This is a genomic window from Methylobacterium brachythecii, assembly GCF_014196345.1.
GTDB classification, from domain to species: domain Bacteria; phylum Pseudomonadota; class Alphaproteobacteria; order Rhizobiales; family Beijerinckiaceae; genus Methylobacterium; species Methylobacterium brachythecii.
On the sequence record NZ_JACIDN010000008.1, the window covers coordinates 123,608 to 140,316 of the forward strand.

Annotated in this window: 18 protein-coding genes; 9 read left to right on the forward strand and 9 right to left on the reverse strand. The window is 68.7% G+C overall.

Features of this window, described 5'->3' with window-relative positions:
* The first annotated feature begins 197 nt into the window (after positions 1 to 197).
* Complete coding sequence (gene sseA, locus GGR33_RS20250) at positions 198 to 1,046, forward strand: 3-mercaptopyruvate sulfurtransferase (RefSeq protein WP_183508619.1); 849 nt, start codon at positions 198 to 200, stop codon at positions 1,044 to 1,046.
* Positions 1,047 to 1,288: 242 nt separating this feature from the next.
* Positions 1,289 to 3,427 (forward strand): TonB-dependent receptor, encoded by a 2,139-nt coding sequence (locus GGR33_RS20255; RefSeq protein ID WP_183508621.1) that lies wholly within the window; start codon positions 1,289 to 1,291, stop codon positions 3,425 to 3,427.
* A 3-nt stretch (positions 3,428 to 3,430) separates the two neighbouring features.
* Here the strand turns inward: GGR33_RS20255 and GGR33_RS20260 are convergent, their stop codons facing one another.
* The 3 genes from GGR33_RS20260 to GGR33_RS20270 all read right to left on the reverse strand — a co-directional run bounded on the left by GGR33_RS20260 (position 3,431) and on the right by GGR33_RS20270 (position 4,567).
* Entirely contained in the window at positions 3,431 to 3,604 is a 174-nt protein-coding gene (locus GGR33_RS20260) for a metallothionein (RefSeq protein WP_183508623.1), read from the reverse strand.
* 149 nt (positions 3,605 to 3,753) lie between these two features.
* On the reverse strand, positions 3,754 to 4,134 hold the full coding sequence (locus GGR33_RS20265; protein WP_183508625.1) for a DUF6481 family protein: 381 nt from the start codon (positions 4,132 to 4,134) through the stop codon (positions 3,754 to 3,756).
* 223 nt (positions 4,135 to 4,357) lie between these two features.
* Positions 4,358 to 4,567 (reverse strand): cold-shock protein, encoded by a 210-nt coding sequence (locus GGR33_RS20270; protein WP_183508627.1) that lies wholly within the window; start codon positions 4,565 to 4,567, stop codon positions 4,358 to 4,360.
* A 559-nt stretch (positions 4,568 to 5,126) separates the two neighbouring features.
* Here GGR33_RS20270 and GGR33_RS20275 point away from each other — a divergent pair.
* The 3 genes from GGR33_RS20275 (at position 5,127) to GGR33_RS20285 (ending at position 12,052) form a co-directional block, all read left to right on the forward strand.
* Positions 5,127 to 7,040 carry an autotransporter assembly complex protein TamA gene (locus GGR33_RS20275; RefSeq protein WP_183508629.1) on the forward strand — a complete coding sequence of 638 codons (1,914 nt, stop codon included), beginning with the start codon at positions 5,127 to 5,129 and terminating at the stop codon, positions 7,038 to 7,040.
* Positions 7,040 to 11,377, forward strand: coding sequence for a translocation/assembly module TamB domain-containing protein (locus tag GGR33_RS20280; RefSeq protein ID WP_183508631.1), 4,338 nt, complete (start codon positions 7,040 to 7,042; stop codon positions 11,375 to 11,377). Before GGR33_RS20275 ends, GGR33_RS20280 begins: the two co-directional genes overlap by 1 nt.
* 255 nt (positions 11,378 to 11,632) lie before the next feature.
* Positions 11,633 to 12,052: a DUF3291 domain-containing protein gene (locus GGR33_RS20285; RefSeq protein WP_183508633.1), complete on the forward strand. Its 420-nt coding sequence runs from the start codon at positions 11,633 to 11,635 to the stop codon at positions 12,050 to 12,052.
* A gap of 63 nt (positions 12,053 to 12,115) precedes the next feature.
* On the opposite strand, the gene GGR33_RS20290 is transcribed toward GGR33_RS20285, so the two are convergent.
* Positions 12,116 to 12,346, reverse strand: a complete 231-nt coding sequence (locus GGR33_RS20290; protein ID WP_183508935.1) for a hypothetical protein — start codon at positions 12,344 to 12,346, stop codon at positions 12,116 to 12,118.
* Between the two features lie 234 nt (positions 12,347 to 12,580).
* Between GGR33_RS20290 and GGR33_RS20295 the strand changes: the two genes are divergently transcribed.
* The 4 genes from GGR33_RS20295 (at position 12,581) to GGR33_RS20310 (ending at position 14,530) form a co-directional block, all read left to right on the forward strand.
* A complete protein-coding gene (locus GGR33_RS20295) occupies positions 12,581 to 13,084 on the forward strand; it encodes a peptide deformylase (RefSeq protein ID WP_183508635.1) in 504 nt (167 codons plus the stop codon).
* Between the two features lie 70 nt (positions 13,085 to 13,154).
* The gene (locus GGR33_RS20300; protein ID WP_183508637.1) at positions 13,155 to 13,586 is read left to right on the forward strand and encodes a hypothetical protein; all 432 of its coding nucleotides are present in this window, start codon (positions 13,155 to 13,157) and stop codon (positions 13,584 to 13,586) included.
* Positions 13,587 to 13,668: 82 nt separating this feature from the next.
* Positions 13,669 to 13,941 (forward strand): hypothetical protein, encoded by a 273-nt coding sequence (locus GGR33_RS20305; protein WP_183508639.1) that lies wholly within the window; start codon positions 13,669 to 13,671, stop codon positions 13,939 to 13,941.
* Positions 13,942 to 14,227: 286 nt separating this feature from the next.
* Positions 14,228 to 14,530: a hypothetical protein gene (locus tag GGR33_RS20310; protein WP_183508642.1), complete on the forward strand. Its 303-nt coding sequence runs from the start codon at positions 14,228 to 14,230 to the stop codon at positions 14,528 to 14,530.
* 6 nt (positions 14,531 to 14,536) lie between these two features.
* Here GGR33_RS20310 and GGR33_RS20315 read toward each other — a convergent pair whose 3' ends face one another.
* The 5 genes from GGR33_RS20315 to GGR33_RS20335 form a co-directional block, all read right to left on the reverse strand.
* A complete protein-coding gene (locus GGR33_RS20315) occupies positions 14,537 to 14,737 on the reverse strand; it encodes a hypothetical protein (protein ID WP_183508644.1) in 201 nt (66 codons plus the stop codon).
* A 229-nt stretch (positions 14,738 to 14,966) separates the two neighbouring features.
* The gene (locus GGR33_RS20320; RefSeq protein WP_183508646.1) at positions 14,967 to 15,260 is read right to left on the reverse strand and encodes a DUF2934 domain-containing protein; all 294 of its coding nucleotides are present in this window, start codon (positions 15,258 to 15,260) and stop codon (positions 14,967 to 14,969) included.
* Between the two features lie 135 nt (positions 15,261 to 15,395).
* On the reverse strand, positions 15,396 to 15,659 hold the full coding sequence (locus GGR33_RS20325; RefSeq protein WP_183508648.1) for a hypothetical protein: 264 nt from the start codon (positions 15,657 to 15,659) through the stop codon (positions 15,396 to 15,398).
* Positions 15,660 to 15,746: 87 nt separating this feature from the next.
* A complete protein-coding gene (locus tag GGR33_RS20330; RefSeq protein WP_183508650.1) occupies positions 15,747 to 16,169 on the reverse strand; it encodes a hypothetical protein in 423 nt (140 codons plus the stop codon).
* Positions 16,166 to 16,477: a hypothetical protein gene (locus GGR33_RS20335; RefSeq protein WP_183508652.1), complete on the reverse strand. Its 312-nt coding sequence runs from the start codon at positions 16,475 to 16,477 to the stop codon at positions 16,166 to 16,168. The genes GGR33_RS20330 and GGR33_RS20335 overlap by 4 nt, the downstream gene beginning before the upstream one ends.
* Positions 16,478 to 16,709: the final 232 nt, after the last annotated feature.

Sequence of the window (16,709 nt, forward strand, 5' to 3'; positions counted from 1 at the left end):
ACGTCGAGGCGGCCGGCGGCAGGGCCGATCGCGCCGGCATCCACGGCCCGTATCCGATCACCGGCATGTGAAGTGAATGGTGGCACGCGGGGGCCGGAACGCGATATGGGGCTCGACAGCCTGCGTCCAAGCGCGGCGTGCATGCCCATCCCGGATGTGGTTGATTGCGCTGGACAAGGAGCCGAACGAGAGCAACCATGGCGACACCGCCTTTCGTCACCCCAGAATGGCTTGCGGCGCGCCTCTCAGCGCCGGACATCGTGGTGCTCGACGCCTCCTGGTACCTGCCGGCACAGGGGCGCGATGCCGAGGCCGAGTTCCGCGCCGCGCATGTCCCGGGGGCGATCCGCTTCGACCTCGATGCGATGAGCGACGAGACTTCGCCGCTGCCCCACATGCTGCAGCGTCCCGACGTGTTCTCCTCGCGCATGCGTGCCCTCGGCGTCGGCGATGGCGCGCAGATCGTCGTCTATGACGGCATGGGCCTATTCTCGGCGCCGCGCGTCTGGTGGATGCTGCGCACCTATGGCGTGCGCGACGCCGTCATCCTCGAAGGCGGCCTGCCGGCCTGGCTGGCGGCCGGCCATCCGACCGAGGACGGGCCCGGCCGAACGCGCGAGCGCCGCCACTTCACCGCCCGGCTCGATCACACTGCGGTGGCCAACGCGAACGACGTCGCGCGCGCCCTCGACCGGAACTCGGCCCAGGTGGTCGACGCCCGCTCGGGACCGCGTTTCCGTGGCGAGGAAGCCGAGCCGCGCCCGGGCGTGCGCCCCGGCCACATGCCCGGCGCCCGCAACGTGCACTACGCGGCCCTGCAGGCGAATGGCCGGCTCAAGGACGAGGCCTCGCTGCGCGCGGCCTTCGCCGAAGCCGGGGTGGATCTCGACCAGCCGATCGTCACCACATGCGGCTCGGGGGTCACCGCCGCGATCGTCGCCCTGGCTCTCGAAACCCTCGGGCGGCCCCCGAAGGCACTCTACGACGGGTCGTGGGCCGATTGGGGCTCGGACCAGGCACGGCCCGTGGCTACCGGGCCAGTCTGAGGCTTCCAAGCGCGCCACCACGCCCGGAACACGTGGCACGACGCTCCCGAACTGCTGCGAGACCTTCGCTCTAGACGTGGCTGACCTTCCGCGTCGCTCAGGGCATCAGAGAGGGGGCAGAGCGTCGCGTCGATGCGCTTCTGCAACACCGGGCAGGCCTCGTCCGAACGCCCGCGATTTGCGCTTGTAACATTATCACATTCGCATGATGAAACATTGTAACGTTTTATCGGCGAGGCGTGATGCGTGGTGCTTTTTGGTCGGAAGGACGGCGTGCAACCCTCCTCTATGGAACGGCCCTTGCCACCGCCCTGCTTCCGCTCGGAGCCGTCGCGGCACCGCAGGCGGAGGTGTTGGATGAGATCAGCGTCACCTCGGTGAGCCCGGTCCAAGCCAGGACGACACCGATCGCCAATCCCGGCTTCGGCGTATTGCCGGTAGCCACCGACACCTTCTCGCCAGTCACGGTGGTCACGCAGGACCAAATCGCTCGCAACCAGCCGACCACGCTCGGCGATGCGCTGGCCGACCGCCCCGGCCTGTCCTCATCGAGCTACGCGCCAGGCGCCGCCTCGCGGCCGATCATCCGTGGCCTCGACAATGCGCGGGTGCGCATCCAGGAGAACGGCGTCATCACCGGCGACGTGTCCGACCTCGGCGAGGATCACGGCGTGCCGATGAACCCGCTGGTCGATCAGCGCATCGAGGTCATCCGCGGCCCCGCGACGTTGCGCTACGGCTCGGGCTCGATCGGCGGGGTGGTCTCGTCTGAAAACAACCGGGTGCCGACCTTCATTCCGGCCAAGGGCTATTCCGGACAGGTCACCACCGGCTTCTCGAGCGTCGACGCTGGCCGGCTCGGCGCCGCAACGGTCGATGCCGGCGGCGACGGCATCGCGGTCCACGCAGACGGTTTCGCCAGCGCAACCGACAGCTACGCCATCCCCGGCGGCATCCAGCGCAACTCGGCGACGCAGTCGCAGGGCGGCTCGGTCGGCATTTCGGCGATCGGCGATCGCGGCTTCGTCGGCATCGCCTTCAGCCACTACGACGCGCTCTACCAGATCCCCGGCGGCGAGGCCGAACAGGCGCGCACCCGCCTCGACCCGCGCCAGGACAAGGTGACCTCGCGCGGCGAGTACCGGCCGACGGAAGGGCCGTTCGAGGTGATCCGCTACTGGGCCGGCGGCTCGGTCTATCGTCACGACGAGATCGGGATCGGCGAGAACGGCATCGACGGACTCCAGGCGACCTTCAAGAATCGCGAGGTCGAGGCACGCGTCGAACTGCAGCACGTGCCCGTCACGCTGCCCTTCGGCACGCTCACCGGCGCCCTCGGCCTGCAGAGCGGGCGCCGTGTCCTGAACTCGGCACTGGAATCCTTCCTGCCGCCGACGGATTCGCGCAGCAACGCCGCCTACCTTTTCGAGGAGCTGAACGTCGGCAACGGTCTGCGCTTCCAGGCAGCCGGCCGCATCGAGGGCGATCGGATCGCCAGCACCGCAACGCTGTTTCCGTCGGATTACCTACCGGTGCCCGGCGAAGACCCGGAGCAATTTCGCCTGACCCGGCGCTTCGCTCCGAAGAGCGCCAGCGTGGGCGCGCTGCAGGATCTGCCCTACGGTTTCGTCGCGAGCCTGAACGGCTCCTATGTCGAGCGCGCACCGACTGGCTACGAGCTGTTTTCGCAAGGCCCGCACGACGCCACCGCGACCTTCGAGATCGGCAATCCGAACCTAAAGCTCGAGCGTGCCCGCACTGCCGAGATCAGCATTCGCCGCGCCGAAGGGCCGTTCCGCCTCGACGCGACAGGTTATTACACGCGCTATACCGGCTTCATCTACCGCAACTACACCGGCGCCCTCTGCGACGACGACTTCGCCTCCTGCGGCAGCGGCAGCGAGCTGCGCCAGATCGTCTACCGGCAACAGAACGCGACATTCTACGGCGCCGAAATCGGTGCTCAGATCGATCTGCTTCCCGTCGGCAATGGCTGGGCGGGCATCGAGGCGCAATACGACTTCGTCCACGCTCAGTTCGATGACGGCAGCTACGTGCCGCGCATTCCCCCGCACCGGCTCGGCGGCGGCGTCTTCGTCAGGGCGGACGGCTGGTACGCGCGGGTGAACCTACTCCACGCCTTCGATCACACCGAAATCGCGGCCTTCGAGACCACGACCGCCGGTTGGAACGACCTGCGCGCCGAGGTCAGCTACACGAAGTCGCTCGACCCGGCCCTCTACGGCGCGAGCGAGGTCACGCTCGGCCTCCAGGGCCGCAACCTGCTCGACGACGACATCCGCAACTCGGCCTCCTTCAAAAAGGACGAGATCCTGCTGCAGGGCCGAAACGTGCGGCTGTTCATGACCGCACGCTTCTGAGGCTCAGCCGTGGCAGCTGCAGCCGGCGTGGTTGCAGCCGTCATGGTCGGGATGCCCCTTCGCGCATTCGTCGCAGCAGAAGGCCTTGCCCTCGTGCTGCACCGCCTTCGCGACCGAGACCACACAGACGCAGTCCGGGCAGGCACATTTCACCATCTCGACGTCGACGCTGGCCATGTCGGTCTCCTCGAGTGCAGATCCGCGGCGGAAACGGCGCAGATCGAACAGCCAGCGTAGAACGAAAAAGCCGGACCCGCGAGGAGCCCGGCTCGATCGATATTTCGTTTCGAGGGGGGGGCTGCGCCGACGTGTCGGCGCGCGTCCAATCAGCGCTTGATCTTTACGCGAGCCTTGCGGGCGGCGTAGCGCGCGTCACGTGCGGCCTTGCGTTCCTCGGTCTCCTGGGCCTTGCGGGCGGCGAGTGCGGCGGCTTCCGCCTCTTCGCGCTCGATCTGGGCCTTGAGCTCGGCTTCCTCGCGAAGCCGCTTCTCCTCGGCCGCCTTGCGCTCGGCCTCGACGCGGGCGCGCTCGCGCTCGCGGGTTCGGTCCTCACGCGCTTTGGAGACCTCGGCGCGAGCCTTGGCCTTCGCGATCATCTCGGGATCGTCGAGGGCCGGCCGGGACTTGAACTTCTCAAGCAGGGCCGCCTTGGCATTCTGCGAATTCTGGCGGCGGTCGTCGAAATTACGATAGTCGAATGCGCCCATCTGACCTTTCTCGTGTGATGACCTGAAACCCCGCCGGGGTCTGAGCAGATTTCCACGGCAGGAGGGACCCGGATCGGAGCCGGGCTACGCAACGGCGCAGCCGATGCACGTTTGCGCCGCAACAATCAACGTGAGACTCGCGCCTCGCATGCGCGCCGTGGACAAATTTCCGCAAGCGTTGCGCGAAATCTTCAAAGACGCCTAACGCCGACCTTCGCCGGCGTCAGCCGGCCTGCAGGTTCACGGCAGCGGCCTTGCCGCTACGCTTGTCGTTCTCGACGTCGAAGCTCACCTTCTGACCCTCGGCGAGGCCGCGTAGGCCAGCTGCCTGGACGGCGGAGACGTGAACGAACACGTCCTTGCCGCCGGTATCGGGCTGGATGAAGCCGTAACCCTTGATCTCATCGAACCATTTCACGGTGCCCGTCTGCATTCGGTCATCTCCGTTTGGCCGACCCTTTCCGCGAACGGTGTCGAGCCTCGATCGAGGCCGATGCATCCGTCGCGGCGGAAGTCGTCATTCGGCCGCTGCACTCAGTCTCGTGGACGTTTTCTGGCGAGGTGGCCGTGGGTCGCGCAATGGCCTTGAGTTAGGTCGCGCCCGCCGGAGCGGCAAGAGTCCACAACCTGTTGGAATCTCGCCCCACGCTCTCGTCAACCGTAGGGAAGGGAGGGCGAAAAGGCAGCCAAGGTTGCCCCGACCCCCACCTTGCGGCTAGGCTTGGGCATAACGAAAGCCGCAGAACAGCGTCCGGTCCGAGCCTTTCGACGGCTCGTCCCGACGCCCCGAGCGGCATATCCGTCGAGGGGTGAGCAGATGGCAGACGGTTCGTTGGACATTCGCGGGCAAAGCTCCGGTGCGCTGACGCACACGACTGGATGACCATCGCGATCCAGTGCTTGTCCTGACCCCGTCGTGGGCCCCCAATTTCCCTAGCCACCGTTTCAGCCGCCAGTCCGTCTGGGCGCTGGCGATTGCGTGCATAGCCGCCTTGGCCGTGCCGCAGCCGGCGTGCGCCTTCGATTTCTTCGGCCTTTTCGGCGGCGAGGAAGAGCCCCCGCCGCCGAGCGCGACGGCTCTGCCCTACACGGTCCGCATCACCGGCGTCGACGACAACGACGTGGTCCAGGCGCTCCAGGACACGTCGACCCTCTACCGCCTGCGCCAGGAGCCGCCGCCCGATGGCGAGGGGCTGGTGCGCCGTGCCGAGGCCGACCAACGCCGTCTCAACGAAGTCCTGTCGGGATACGGCTACTACCAGGGTACGGTGTCGATCCGCGTCGATGGCGTGACCGTGACCGGCGAGTCCTCGCTGGCGGCCGCGGCGCGCACGGCGGAAGGATCTCGCAGCCGCGCGCTGGTGCCGGTGAAGATCGTCGTCGATCTCGGGCCGGCCTACACGGTGCGCTCCGTGACCGTGCGCGATCGGGCCGGGCGCAGCTTCCCCGGCGAGGTCCTCCCGGAAAAATTCGTCCGCACCGACGACGACGCGCCGGCACGCTCGGCCACCGTGCTCGCCCGCGAAGCCCGGATCGTCGATCGCTTTCGTGCCCTCGGCCATCCCTTCGCGAAGGTGGTCTCGCGCGATCCCGTCGTGGACGATGCCGCCCATGTCATGGACGTCGCCTTCACGGTCGATCCCGGACCGAAGGCAGGCATCGGAGAGGTCACGGTCTCCGGCGGCGAGGGCATCGACCCGGCCGTCGTGCGGTCCTTCATCTATGCGGAGCCCGGCGATCCCTATTCGCCGAAGGCGATCTCGGATATCCGCCGGACGGTCGCCAAGGTCGAGGGCGTCGGCTCGATCCGAGTGCGAGAGGGCGAGACCCTCGACGCCAACGGCAACCTCCCGGTCTTCGTCGAGATCGGCGAGCGAGAGCGCAACCTGCTCGGCGTCTCCGCTCGCTATTCCACAGTCGATGGGCCGGGCGTGCGGGCCTACTACGCCAACCGCAACCTGTTCGGCGGCGGCGAGACCTTCCGCATCGATGCCGACCTCTACTATCTCGGCCTCGGCTACGACCCATTCGCGCAGCAGCGCAAGTTCGCCGGCATCGACACGACAGGGCTCGGCGGCCGGCTCTCCGCGACGTTCGTGAAGCCCGCGCTCGAAGGCACGCGCAACGACCTTCTCGCCAACGTCTTCGTCACCCGCGAGGTGCAGCAGAGCTACCTCGTCGACGCGGCCGGCGCCTCGGTCGGCCTGCGCCACCGCTTCTCGGACAGCTTCTCGGCCCAAATCGGTCTCGACGGTCAGGTCGGCCGGTCGCAAGATGCGCTCGGCAAGGTCGATTACCGCCTGTTCGGCGTGCCCCTCTCGGTGAATTACGATTCGACCGACAGCCTGCTCGATCCGACCAAGGGCGTGCGCCTGTCGGCCTCGGCGACGCCCTATCCGAGCTTCCTCGGCTCCGATCCGGGCATCTTCGTCGCGAAGGCGCAGGGATCGACCTATTACGCCCTCGATGAGGACGCGAACTACATCCTCGCCGGCCGCATCGGCTTCGGCTCGGTCTCTGGGGCCTCGCTCGCGGAGATCCCGGACAATTTCCGCTTCTTCGGCGGCGGCGGCGGATCGGTGCGCGGCTTCGCCTACCGGACGCTGGGCCCGCGCGGACCGTTCAACCTGCCGATCGGCGGCCGCAGCCTGCTGGAGGCCTCGATCGAAGCCCGCATCAAGGTCACCGACACGATCGGCGTAGTGCCGTTCTTCGATGCCGGAACGGCCTTCGCCTCGTCCCTGCCCGATTTCGATGAGCGTATCCGCAAGGCGGTCGGCATCGGCCTCCGCTACTACACGGGCATCGGCCCGATCCGTGTCGACCTCGCTTTCCCGCTCGACACGATCAAGGGTTACCACGAGCGCCCGGTCGCCCTGTATATCAGCTTAGGGCAAGCGTTTTGATGGTGGTTGCCGGAACGGCACGAAGCCGCGCGATCGCGGCGTTTCTCATCCTGCTGCTCCTCGCAGTCGCGCTCCCGGTCGGCCTGTCTCGTGCCGCCGACGGCGAGAAGACGATGCTCGGGGGTCTCCTCTCGAAAACGCTCTCGACGCCCGCCTCCAAGGTGACGATCGGCGGTGTCGACGGCGCGCTTTCCTCCGATTCCACCATCCGCGACGTCACGATCAGCGATCGCGACGGGGTCTGGCTGAAGCTCGACCGCGCCCGCCTCGTCTGGAGCCGTCTCGCGCTTCTGTCCGGCCGCCTCCAGGTCGACAGCCTGGAGATCGGCCGGCTCGAGGTCATGAGGAAGCCGCTTCCCGATCCGAACGCCGTGCCGGCCGAAGCACCCGACGGCAAGCTGCTGCCGGACCTGCCGGTGAAGGTCGAGGTGAAGGGCTTCAAGCTCGGCGAACTGGTCCTCGGCGAGCCCATCGCAGGCCAGCCTGCGCGGCTTACGGCCGAAGGCAAGGTCAAGCTCGGCAACCCCTCCGAGGGCCTCGACCTCGACGTCGACGCCCGCCGCCTCGACGCCACAGGGCGCTTCCTCGCCAAGCTGCTGTTCGTGCCCAAGGGCGAGACGCTGGAACTGAAGACGAGCCTCGTCGAGGAGGCGCATGGCCTGCTCTCGAAGGCTGGCGGCCTGCCCGGCGAGCCGCCGATCAACCTGAACCTCGAAGGCCACGGCACCCTCGATGCCTGGAACGCCCGGCTCGATTTCGACGCCGGCCCCGACATCGGCGCCAAGGGCACTGCCCGCATCTCCCGCATCGGCAAGGAAAGGCGGATGAGCCTCGACCTCGCCTCGCGGATCGAGGGGCTGGTGCCGGGTCCGGCCGCGGCGATTCTCTCTGGCACCACGAAGCTCGAAGGCAGCCTCGGCTTCGCCGATAGCGGCGCCTTCCGCATCGACCGGCTGGAGCTGACCTCGCGCACGGCCCGGCTGGCGGCCACCGGCGGCATCACCGCCGACCGCGTTGCCGACTTGGCGATCCAGGCCCGCGCCGTCCCGACCGAGGGCGGCGTCACCAAAGCGAACGAGACCGAGCTGCAGACCCTCGTCTTCGACGGCAGCCTCAAAGGCCCCCTCGCCTCCCCCGTGGTGAAGGGCGCACTCAATGCCGCCGGCCTGCGCACCAGGGAATCGTCCCTCGACCGGATCGAGGCGAAGATCGGCGCGGAGCCGATCGGCAACGATCCCAAGGCTTCCCGCTTCGGATTGATGGCGGATGCCAAGATCGACGGCCTGCGCCTCGCCGATCCCGCCCTGCGCCGGGCCATCGGTTCGCGCGCCACCCTGACGCTGCGCGCCGCTTCTACAGCCGACGGCAATCTCGACGTCTCGACCCTGACCCTCGACGCCGACACGGCCCGGCTGACCTATGCCGGCCGCATCGGCCAGAACACGCTGACCGGCACCATCGAAGCCGCGCTCGCCGATATCGGTGCCTTCTCGGGCGTCGCCGGCCGCACGCTTGCCGGTCGTCTCGACGCCAAGGCCGCGCTCAGCGGCGACCCCGCCCGGAAATCGGTCGCGGCCGATCTCGACCTGCGCGGCCAGGGCCTCGTGCTCGGCATCGACGCCGCCGACCGTCTGCTCGGCCGCGAGCCCACGCTCACTGGCCGCGTCTCGCAGGCCTTCGACGGCTACGGCTTCGACCGGCTGAAGCTCACCGGCGCCACGATCGCCGCGACCCTGCAGGGTCAGGCGACGCAGTCCCAGGCCGACGTCACCGGCCGCATCGATCTCAGCGACCTCTCCGCCCTCGACGAGCGTCTGAAGGGCCACGCGGGTCTCGACGCCCACCTCACGGGTTCGCTCCTGTCGCCGGCTCTGACCGCGACCATCGCCGTGCCGGAGGGTTCGGCGAATGCGAAGCCGATCAGGAACATGCGCATCGACGCAGCCCTCGCCGACCTGACGAACGCGCTCAACGGCACCGTGCGGCTCAGCGGCAGCGTCGCCGAAAAACCGCTGACCGGAGAGGCGCGGATCGCGAGGCCCGCTCCGAAGGAATTCTCGCTCGATCAACTCGCCTTCGCGCTCGGCTCCGTCACGGTGGACGGCCGCGCGGCCGTGAACATCGGCACGCTGCTGAGCGAGGGCCGCATCGCGCTCCGCGCCGGCAATCTCGGCGACCTCTCGCCCCTGGCGCTCGCGCCGATGGGCGGCAATCTCGACGCGGCGATCACGCTTTCCCGCGAGGGCGGCCGCCAGGACGCCGCGATCCGCGCCACGGGCGCCTCGCTGCGCTACGACCGCTACGGCCTCGCGCGGCTCGACGCCGACCTGACGGCGCGGGACGTCCGCGCTCACCCCTCGCTCGATGGCAGACTCAATGCGGACCGGCTCGTCGCCGCGGGCCAGACCATCGACACCGTGCGGCTCGCCGCGACCGGCTCCCAGGCGGCGAGCGACGTGACCCTCACCGCCCAGGCCCGTGGCTTCGCCCTCGACGGGGCCGCCCGGCTGGTCCCGGGCGACGCGACACGGATCGAGCTGCAGCGCTTCTCGGCCATCCGCGGTGGCGACAAGGTCACGCTCGCAGGTCCCGCCAGCGTGACCATCGAGGACGGCGCGGCCGTGATCGATGGCTTGAGCATCGCAGCGGGCTCGGGCCGCGTCAGCGTGCAGGGCCGCGCCGGCAAGACCCTCGACCTGAAAGTCGGCATCCGTGCCCTGCCATTGGCCATGGCCCGCATCGCCTCGCCGAGCCTCGCGCTCTCGGGCACCGTCGAGGGCGATGCCGACATTCACGGCTCGGCGCAGCGCCCCGAAGGCCACTATGCGCTCACCGTCTCGCGCCTCGTCGCGCCGGAGACCCGCAAGGCCGGCTTGCCGCCGATCGACGCCAAGGCGAGCGGCACGCTGACCGACGGCGCTGCGAGCATCGACGGCCGCATCTCGGCCGGGCGTGGCGCCGAGGTCACGATCGCCGGCTCGATCCCGATCGAGCCCGGCGGCGCGCTCGCGCTGAAGGCGCGCGGCAGCCTCGATGCGGCGATGGCCAATTCCATGCTCAGCACGGGCGGCCAGCGCGTCGGCGGCCGCGTCGCCCTCGATGCGGGCGTGACCGGCACCATTGCCGCACCGCGCGTCGAAGGCTCGGCCACGCTGACGGGCGGCAGCATCACCGATCCGCTGAACGGCATCCGCCTTACCGACATCCAGGGCCGCGTCACCGGCCAGGGCGAGACCATCGTGCTCGAACGCCTGACCGCCGCGACCCGCAACGGCGGCCGCCTCTCGGTGGATGGCCGCGTCGCGATGCAGCCGGCCTCGGGCTTCCCCGGCTCGCTGCGCATCACCGCCGACAAGGCCGAGCTGGTCTCGAGCCCGCTGATGACGGCGGTGACGAACCTCAACCTCGCGCTGAGCGGTCCCCTCGCCCAGAAACCCAAGATCGGCGGGCGCGTCGACGTCGTCTCGATCGACGTCTCGGTGCCGGATCGGCTCCCCGCCACGGTGCAGCCGCTGCCGGGCATCCGGCACGTCAATGCGACGCCGGAGATCCGCGCCCGCCTCGCCAAGCGGGCCGACCGCAAGGCGCAGATCGCCGCCGCCGGCCGCAAGGGCAAGCCCGCCGCGCCGTTCGACGCCGCGCTCGACCTCGTGATCAGCGCGCCCAACCGCATCTTCGTGCGCGGACGCGGCATCGATGCCGAACTCGGCGGCGAACTGCGCGTGACCGGTTCGTCCCGCGATCCGCGCGCCAACGGCGATTTCGAGATGCGCCGCGGCAAGATCAGCATCGTCGGCCAGCGCCTCGACTTCACCCGCGGGCGCCTCAACTTTGCGGGCGACATCACCGCGCCCGACCTCGACTTCATCGCCGAGACCAAGGCGTCCGACGTCACCGCCCGCGTCGCCGTCAGCGGTCCGGCGAACCAGCCTGTCTTCGCACTGAGCTCCGACCCGGCCCTACCGCAGGACGAGGTGCTCTCGCGCATCCTGTTCAAGAAGGCCTCGGGAAGTCTCTCGCCGTTCCAGGCGCTGCAGCTCGCCCAAGCCGCCGCCCAGCTCTCGGGCGCTGCCGGCGGACCCGACGCGTTCGAGGCGGCCCGCAAGGGACTTGGGCTCGACAGCCTCGACGTCTCCACCGGTGCCAGCGGAGGTCCGGCGGTCGGCGCCTCACGGTACATTGCCAAGGATCTCAGCGTCGGTGTGAAGGCGGGCGCCAAGCCCGCCGACACCGCGGCGACGGTCAATTACGACCTCACCCGCCGGATCAAGCTCAACGGCGAGGCCGGCAGCGATGGCCGTACGTCGCTGGGCGTAGGCGCAGAGTGGGAGTGGTAGCGGGCCACGCCCCAATTCGGATCGAAGCAAGGCCGAGAGGTTCGAGGCCACATCTCCTCGCCGGCAAGGCAGATGCGCGTCACATCACAGCGTTCGCGAGGCCCTCTCGGGGAGCCGAGCCGTATCTCGTCGGTATCGGCACGACGTGTTCCGCGGCGAGGCTCGACTCGCGACGCCTTTCGCGCGAATGCGCGGGCAACGGTCCGAGCCGCTGAGTCGCCTGCATCGGGTCGGAAGCGCCGAATGGTGGAAACCATGCCCTTCGTCAGTGTCACGCGGTTGAAGCTGCGCTCGCTGCGTTTCCTGCCCAGGTTCGCGTGGATGGCGTTCCGCACGTCTCGCCAGGCACGAGGCGCACAGGGTTTCCGGGCCGGCTCGGTGCTGAGGGATCGCGCCCTGACATTTTGGACCCTGACGCTCTGGGACCAAGAGGAGAGCATGCGCCGATACATGACGGCTGGGGCGCACCGCGCCGCGATGCCCCGTCTCATCACGTGGTGCGATGAGGCCTCGGTCGTGCACTGGACCCAGGCCGAGGAATCGGTGCCGTCTTGGCAGGAGGCGGATCGGCGAATGCGCGCGGAGGGGCGGCCGTCGAAAGTCCGCCATCCGAGTCCCGATCACGCCTCCCTCGCCTACCGACCGCCTCGGACGGACCGAGGTAATTCGATCTGAGAGATCCGCGCACGAAAAAGGGGCCGGTTTCCCGGCCCCTCGACAGCAAGACTGTCTTCGAACTCAGTAATCGTAGCCGCGGCGATAGCCACGATCGTGGTCGCGGAACCGCTGCTGACGATAATAGCTGTCCTCGCGGTCGCGGCGGGCGTACTCACGGTCGCGCTCGCGCTGGCTGCGATTGCGCAGATCCACGCCCGGTCCATCGGGACCAATGGTGATGCGTTGCGCGGAGGCCGGAACGGTGGCGCCCATGGTGGCAGCGAGAACGGCGCCGGCGAAAATGATTTTCATGGTCTTCACGATAAGACCTCCTTTCTCATGCTGTAGGTTGTGAGGCCAACACATCGCAGCCGGCTTCGTTCCGAAAAAACTCGATCAGGCAATTTCGGCACATCATTCCACGCAAAATGCCAATATGCCGAACGGCATGCACAATCGAAAATCTTTCCGGATCTGAGATCGATTGTGCCGCCACCGGCGTGGCGGTCTCCATCCCCCACGAATAGTGAACGGCTTCCGCAAGACATGCCTGCACGCGATCTGATCATCTTTCCCGATGCTCGATTGAGCACCGTCGCAGCAGAGGTGGCCACGTGGGATGACGCGCTGCGCGCGCTCGCCGAGGATCTGCTCGACACGCTGCGCGGCGTCGGCGCGCTCGGGCTCACGGCCCCGCATATCGGGGTGCCAGCCCGCCTAGCCGTGATCCGCCTGCAGCCCGATCTCCCGCACACCATCTACGTCAACCCGGAGGTCGTCGAGGCGTCACCGGAGCGGGCGCCGCAGCGCGAGGGCAGCGTGTCGATGCCCGGCATCATCGAGCCGGTGGAGAGGGCGGTGCGCATCCGGGTGCGCTATCGCGACCTCGATGGTGCCCCGCATGAAGAGGAAGCCGAGGGCTTTGCCGCCGCCTGCCTCCAGCACGAGATCGACCAGCTCGACGGCATCTTCTGGACTGAGCGGCTGACGCGGTTGAGGCGCGAACGCGCGATGAAGCGCTACGCGAAGCTACGGCGCACGGGTGGGTGAGCGCATAGGTCGTCTCGCTCCCCGTGCGGACGCCGTGCTAAGGCCCAGGCAGCATCTCTCGGACAGGCCGATGCGCGCCTCTTTCGCGACCGCTTTTCTGCTTCTCGCCGCCTCGGCCCTGCCGAGCACGGCGCAAGCGCCCTCCCGACCGGGCGACGTCCCGGCCACCACCGGGACGGCCGCCGCGCCGCCTGTCATCGCCTGCGCCTCGCTCGCCAACCTGCGCTCGGTCCTGCGCGGCGCGAAGGACGACGCCAAAGCGGCGATTCAGCTCGTGACCGATCCGAAATCCGACCTCGGATGCTCCGTCCTCGACAGGAAGGCCGTGACGGGGATCGCCGATCACGTCGCCTTGAACGGTCGTGCCTACGAATGCCTCGGCCTGCAGAGCACCAGCATCTGCCAATGGACCGTGGCCGGCTCGGCGGCTCCGCCCGCTGCCGCCTCGACGCCAACGCGAGGTGCAGGGGCCTCGCCGGCTCAGCCGAAAACCAAACGCTGAAACCGGCCGCGGCCGCCAGACTGGGCAAGACCGGCAATCGGCCTAGTTTGAGCGGTCGTGCCGACACTCCGGAGATGCTGTCTTGCGGCCGTTCCTGATCCTATGCCTGTTGCTCACCTCCGCCAGCGCCTTCGCCGAACCGTCCGCCACGGTCGTCGGCTGCGACAACCTCGTGACCCTACGCCGCCTGAGCATGCAGAGCCCCGACGGAACCGACATCCCGGCCGAGTTCGGCGGATGCCATGCGATCCCCGCCGACCGGGTTGGCGAGGTCGAGAAGCGCTCGATGATCGGCGACGTCCCCTACGAGTGCAGAAGCGTCAAGGAGGCGTCCTGCCTCTGGCTTCGACCGTAAGTAGACGGACATGCACGGTGCGCTCAGACGTCACGCGGCTTCGGCCGCCGGGATGACCGTCTTCGATTCGTTCGTCCCCCCCCCGAGCATCAGCCCAAAGATGAACCGTTCGAGGACGATGCAGGCCTCCAGAGGAATCATCGCGGACGGCGATGCCGTTCAGTCTTCCGCCCCTCTTGCGGAGTCGCCGCCGCATCGTTCAGACGGTGACGTCGCGCCTTGCCACGAGCTGGGCGCGAGAAGCGGACCCAGTTCCGCAGATCGAGAGAGCGAGGGAGCCGTCCTGATGCAGCGTCACGCCGCCCGCCTGCGAGGGCCGCTTTTGCCCGACCGGTTCCGTTGTCTCGGTGCGATGCTGTTCCTGGCCGTCGTGGGTCTCTCCGGCGCGGCGCAGGCCGAGGAACCGCCGATCACGAGTCTGCAGGATGCCGCCTGCCGTGCCGAGGCGAAGGCCAAGGTGTTCGCAGTGCCCGATCCGCTCAATCTCGGCCTGCGCGAAATCGGAAAGCAGCTCTATTTCGGCTGCATGAAGCGCTCGCCGCACGCCGCCCATCACAGCAAGAAGAAGCGCCGGCATCGCCGGCGCTGAGGCCGGTCAGTTCGCGAGAGGCGCCCCGATCCGGGCGCGGAGCTGAACCCGCAGGCTCTCGCTGACCGGGCTGGCTTCGGCCTCGATCGCCCACATCAGGCGCAGCAGCTTGCTGATCGGGAGAGCCTGATTGCGCAGCGCGTCCGCGACCTGCTGCTGGAGCGCTCCGTTCGCCTTGATCGAAGTCGGCTCGGCTGTCGTCTGCATGCTCGGTCCCGCTCGGACGTGTCTCGCCGCGGGCCTTTAAGGCCATCTGCCGCATCGCGCCATAGCTTTGCCGACTATCCCCAGGCCTTGCACAGCCTGGAATGCTTCCATGCAACACCGCCATGCAAGGAGCGATGGGCGGCACCGCATTTCAACCGACCTCGGAAACGCGCGAGGCCCGCCGCACGGGAGCCGAGCGGCGGGCCTCGAAAGTCTCATGCGGCGCGTGTCAGTGGAGGGCGATGCCGGCCTCTGACGAGCGGGGGGCCTTCTTCGGCTTGGCGGGGGCCTTCGCGGCGGCGGCCTTCGGAGCCGACTTGGCTGCGGCAGCCTTGGCCGGGGCCTTTGCGCGAGCAGGCGCCTTCTTGACGCTCGCCTCGGCGGCGGCAGCGGTCTCGACGCCGGCAGCGGCGATCTCGATCTCGGCCTGGATCCAGTGGGCCTCCGCCCGGCCCACGACGCGGCCTTCGCCTTCCCAGATGTAGTAGGCGCGCTCACGCACGCGGTGCTCGATGGTGTCCATGACGCTCTCCTGTTGTCCGTGCGAGTCGAACGATGGGAGGGCATGGTTAAGAGAGTGTTAAACGGCGTGCGCCGCAATATTCGCGTGGCGGCACAGCCGCGGCGCGTCACTTTCGGGCCACGGGGCCGCCGCGGCTCAGCGCGAGCGCGACAGCCGGCGCTGGTTCGCGCGGACCTTGCGGCGATAGCCGGAGACGATGCTCTGGGTCGAACCGCCCGTCGCCATCGTCATCGCGGCCTCGCCGGCCGCGAACATCTTCTCGCTGACCATGCGCTGCGCCTCGGCCTGTGCGCCCGCACCGCCCGCGGCGAGCTTCGCCAGCCGCAGGCCGATCACCGCCTGTGATTCGAGGGCGAGCATCGCGGTGTCCATGCCGAGCTTCCACCACGGTCCGAACATGCAAAAGGGCTCCTGAGTTGAGGCTCTCGTAAAGCCCCGCTTGCTCGAAACGTTCCCGTCCAGCGCCCGGATCGCGCGCCGGCAGGCTCAATCGAAGTCGAAATTGCGACCCTTGGCCTGCGATCCGCCGAGGCTGATCTTCTTGGCCGGAGGCTTCGCCTGCGCGCCGCCGAGGCTGACCTTCTTCGGCGCGGGGGCCGCGGCCTTGGGGTCCTCGACGACGGGGGCCGGCTTGAGCGAGGCCTGGCCGTGGATCACCGAGCCGATCTCGCCGACGGCGCGGATCAGGTCGTCGCGTTCGCAGGCGCGCGCCACCTTGAGACCAAGCTGGTGCATGTGGCTCTTGCTGTAGAGGTAGCCCGCGAGCCGTGCCCGCGTCAGCGGCGGGATCTCCTCGAGGATGTAGGGCAGGTCGTAGTCGTCGGCGCGATAGACCTCCCCCAGCAGCTCCATCGAGACGGGGCATTCCTTGTCGGGTTCGGCGCCGGTCGTCGGATGGGCCTGGCTCATGGATCACCTGCTGGGACGGTGGACGGGTCTGGGATCGCTCCGGTGGCGGAGACATCGGACGCCGAGCCTCGAACGCCGTCCGGAGGGGCGGGAGCGAGCGGCTTCATGCATCCGGTGCATACCGAAGCGATGGCGATGCGTGCCCGACGGTCGCTACGCGCCCACACCGACTCCCGCAAGGCCCTTGCCCGCGCCGCCACGGCCGCATCGTCGTTCGGGCGGATGCGCAGGAACAGCGGCTCCTCGGCGGAAGCCGGCGACGCGGCAAGGACCGCGCCGGCGAGTAGGACGGGGAGGAGGCTTCGCACGCGGCGCCCTCGCTGCTGTGTCCGGAAGCGGGCAGGATCGGCCGCCATGGTTAAACACGGCTTAACCATACACGACCGGAAGCGATGACGCAGCGACCGAACGCCTGATCGACCCGGGCCGCCGTCGCGGTTCAAGCAGGCGCATGGAGATGCTGCCGCTCGGATTCGCGCCCCTGTCGCTCATGGCGGCCGCCCTCGCCTATTCCGGCTTGATGATCTTCGCCATGCGGCG

Coding starts and splice junctions, on each gene's coding strand:
- sseA (WP_183508619.1), top strand. CDS start 198: ATGGCGACACCGCCTTTCGTCACCCCAGAATGGCTTGCGGCGCGCCTC.
- GGR33_RS20255 (WP_183508621.1), top strand. CDS start 1,289: ATGCGTGGTGCTTTTTGGTCGGAAGGACGGCGTGCAACCCTCCTCTAT.
- GGR33_RS20260 (WP_183508623.1), bottom strand. CDS start 3,604: ATGGCCAGCGTCGACGTCGAGATGGTGAAATGTGCCTGCCCGGACTGC.
- GGR33_RS20265 (WP_183508625.1), bottom strand. CDS start 4,134: ATGGGCGCATTCGACTATCGTAATTTCGACGACCGCCGCCAGAATTCG.
- GGR33_RS20270 (WP_183508627.1), bottom strand. CDS start 4,567: ATGCAGACGGGCACCGTGAAATGGTTCGATGAGATCAAGGGTTACGGC.
- GGR33_RS20280 (WP_183508631.1), top strand. CDS start 7,040: ATGGTGGTTGCCGGAACGGCACGAAGCCGCGCGATCGCGGCGTTTCTC.
- GGR33_RS20285 (WP_183508633.1), top strand. CDS start 11,633: ATGCCCTTCGTCAGTGTCACGCGGTTGAAGCTGCGCTCGCTGCGTTTC.
- GGR33_RS20290 (WP_183508935.1), bottom strand. CDS start 12,346: ATGAAAATCATTTTCGCCGGCGCCGTTCTCGCTGCCACCATGGGCGCC.
- GGR33_RS20295 (WP_183508635.1), top strand. CDS start 12,581: ATGCCTGCACGCGATCTGATCATCTTTCCCGATGCTCGATTGAGCACC.
- GGR33_RS20300 (WP_183508637.1), top strand. CDS start 13,155: ATGCGCGCCTCTTTCGCGACCGCTTTTCTGCTTCTCGCCGCCTCGGCC.
- GGR33_RS20310 (WP_183508642.1), top strand. CDS start 14,228: ATGCAGCGTCACGCCGCCCGCCTGCGAGGGCCGCTTTTGCCCGACCGG.
- GGR33_RS20315 (WP_183508644.1), bottom strand. CDS start 14,737: ATGCAGACGACAGCCGAGCCGACTTCGATCAAGGCGAACGGAGCGCTC.
- GGR33_RS20320 (WP_183508646.1), bottom strand. CDS start 15,260: ATGGACACCATCGAGCACCGCGTGCGTGAGCGCGCCTACTACATCTGG.
- GGR33_RS20325 (WP_183508648.1), bottom strand. CDS start 15,659: ATGTTCGGACCGTGGTGGAAGCTCGGCATGGACACCGCGATGCTCGCC.
- GGR33_RS20330 (WP_183508650.1), bottom strand. CDS start 16,169: ATGAGCCAGGCCCATCCGACGACCGGCGCCGAACCCGACAAGGAATGC.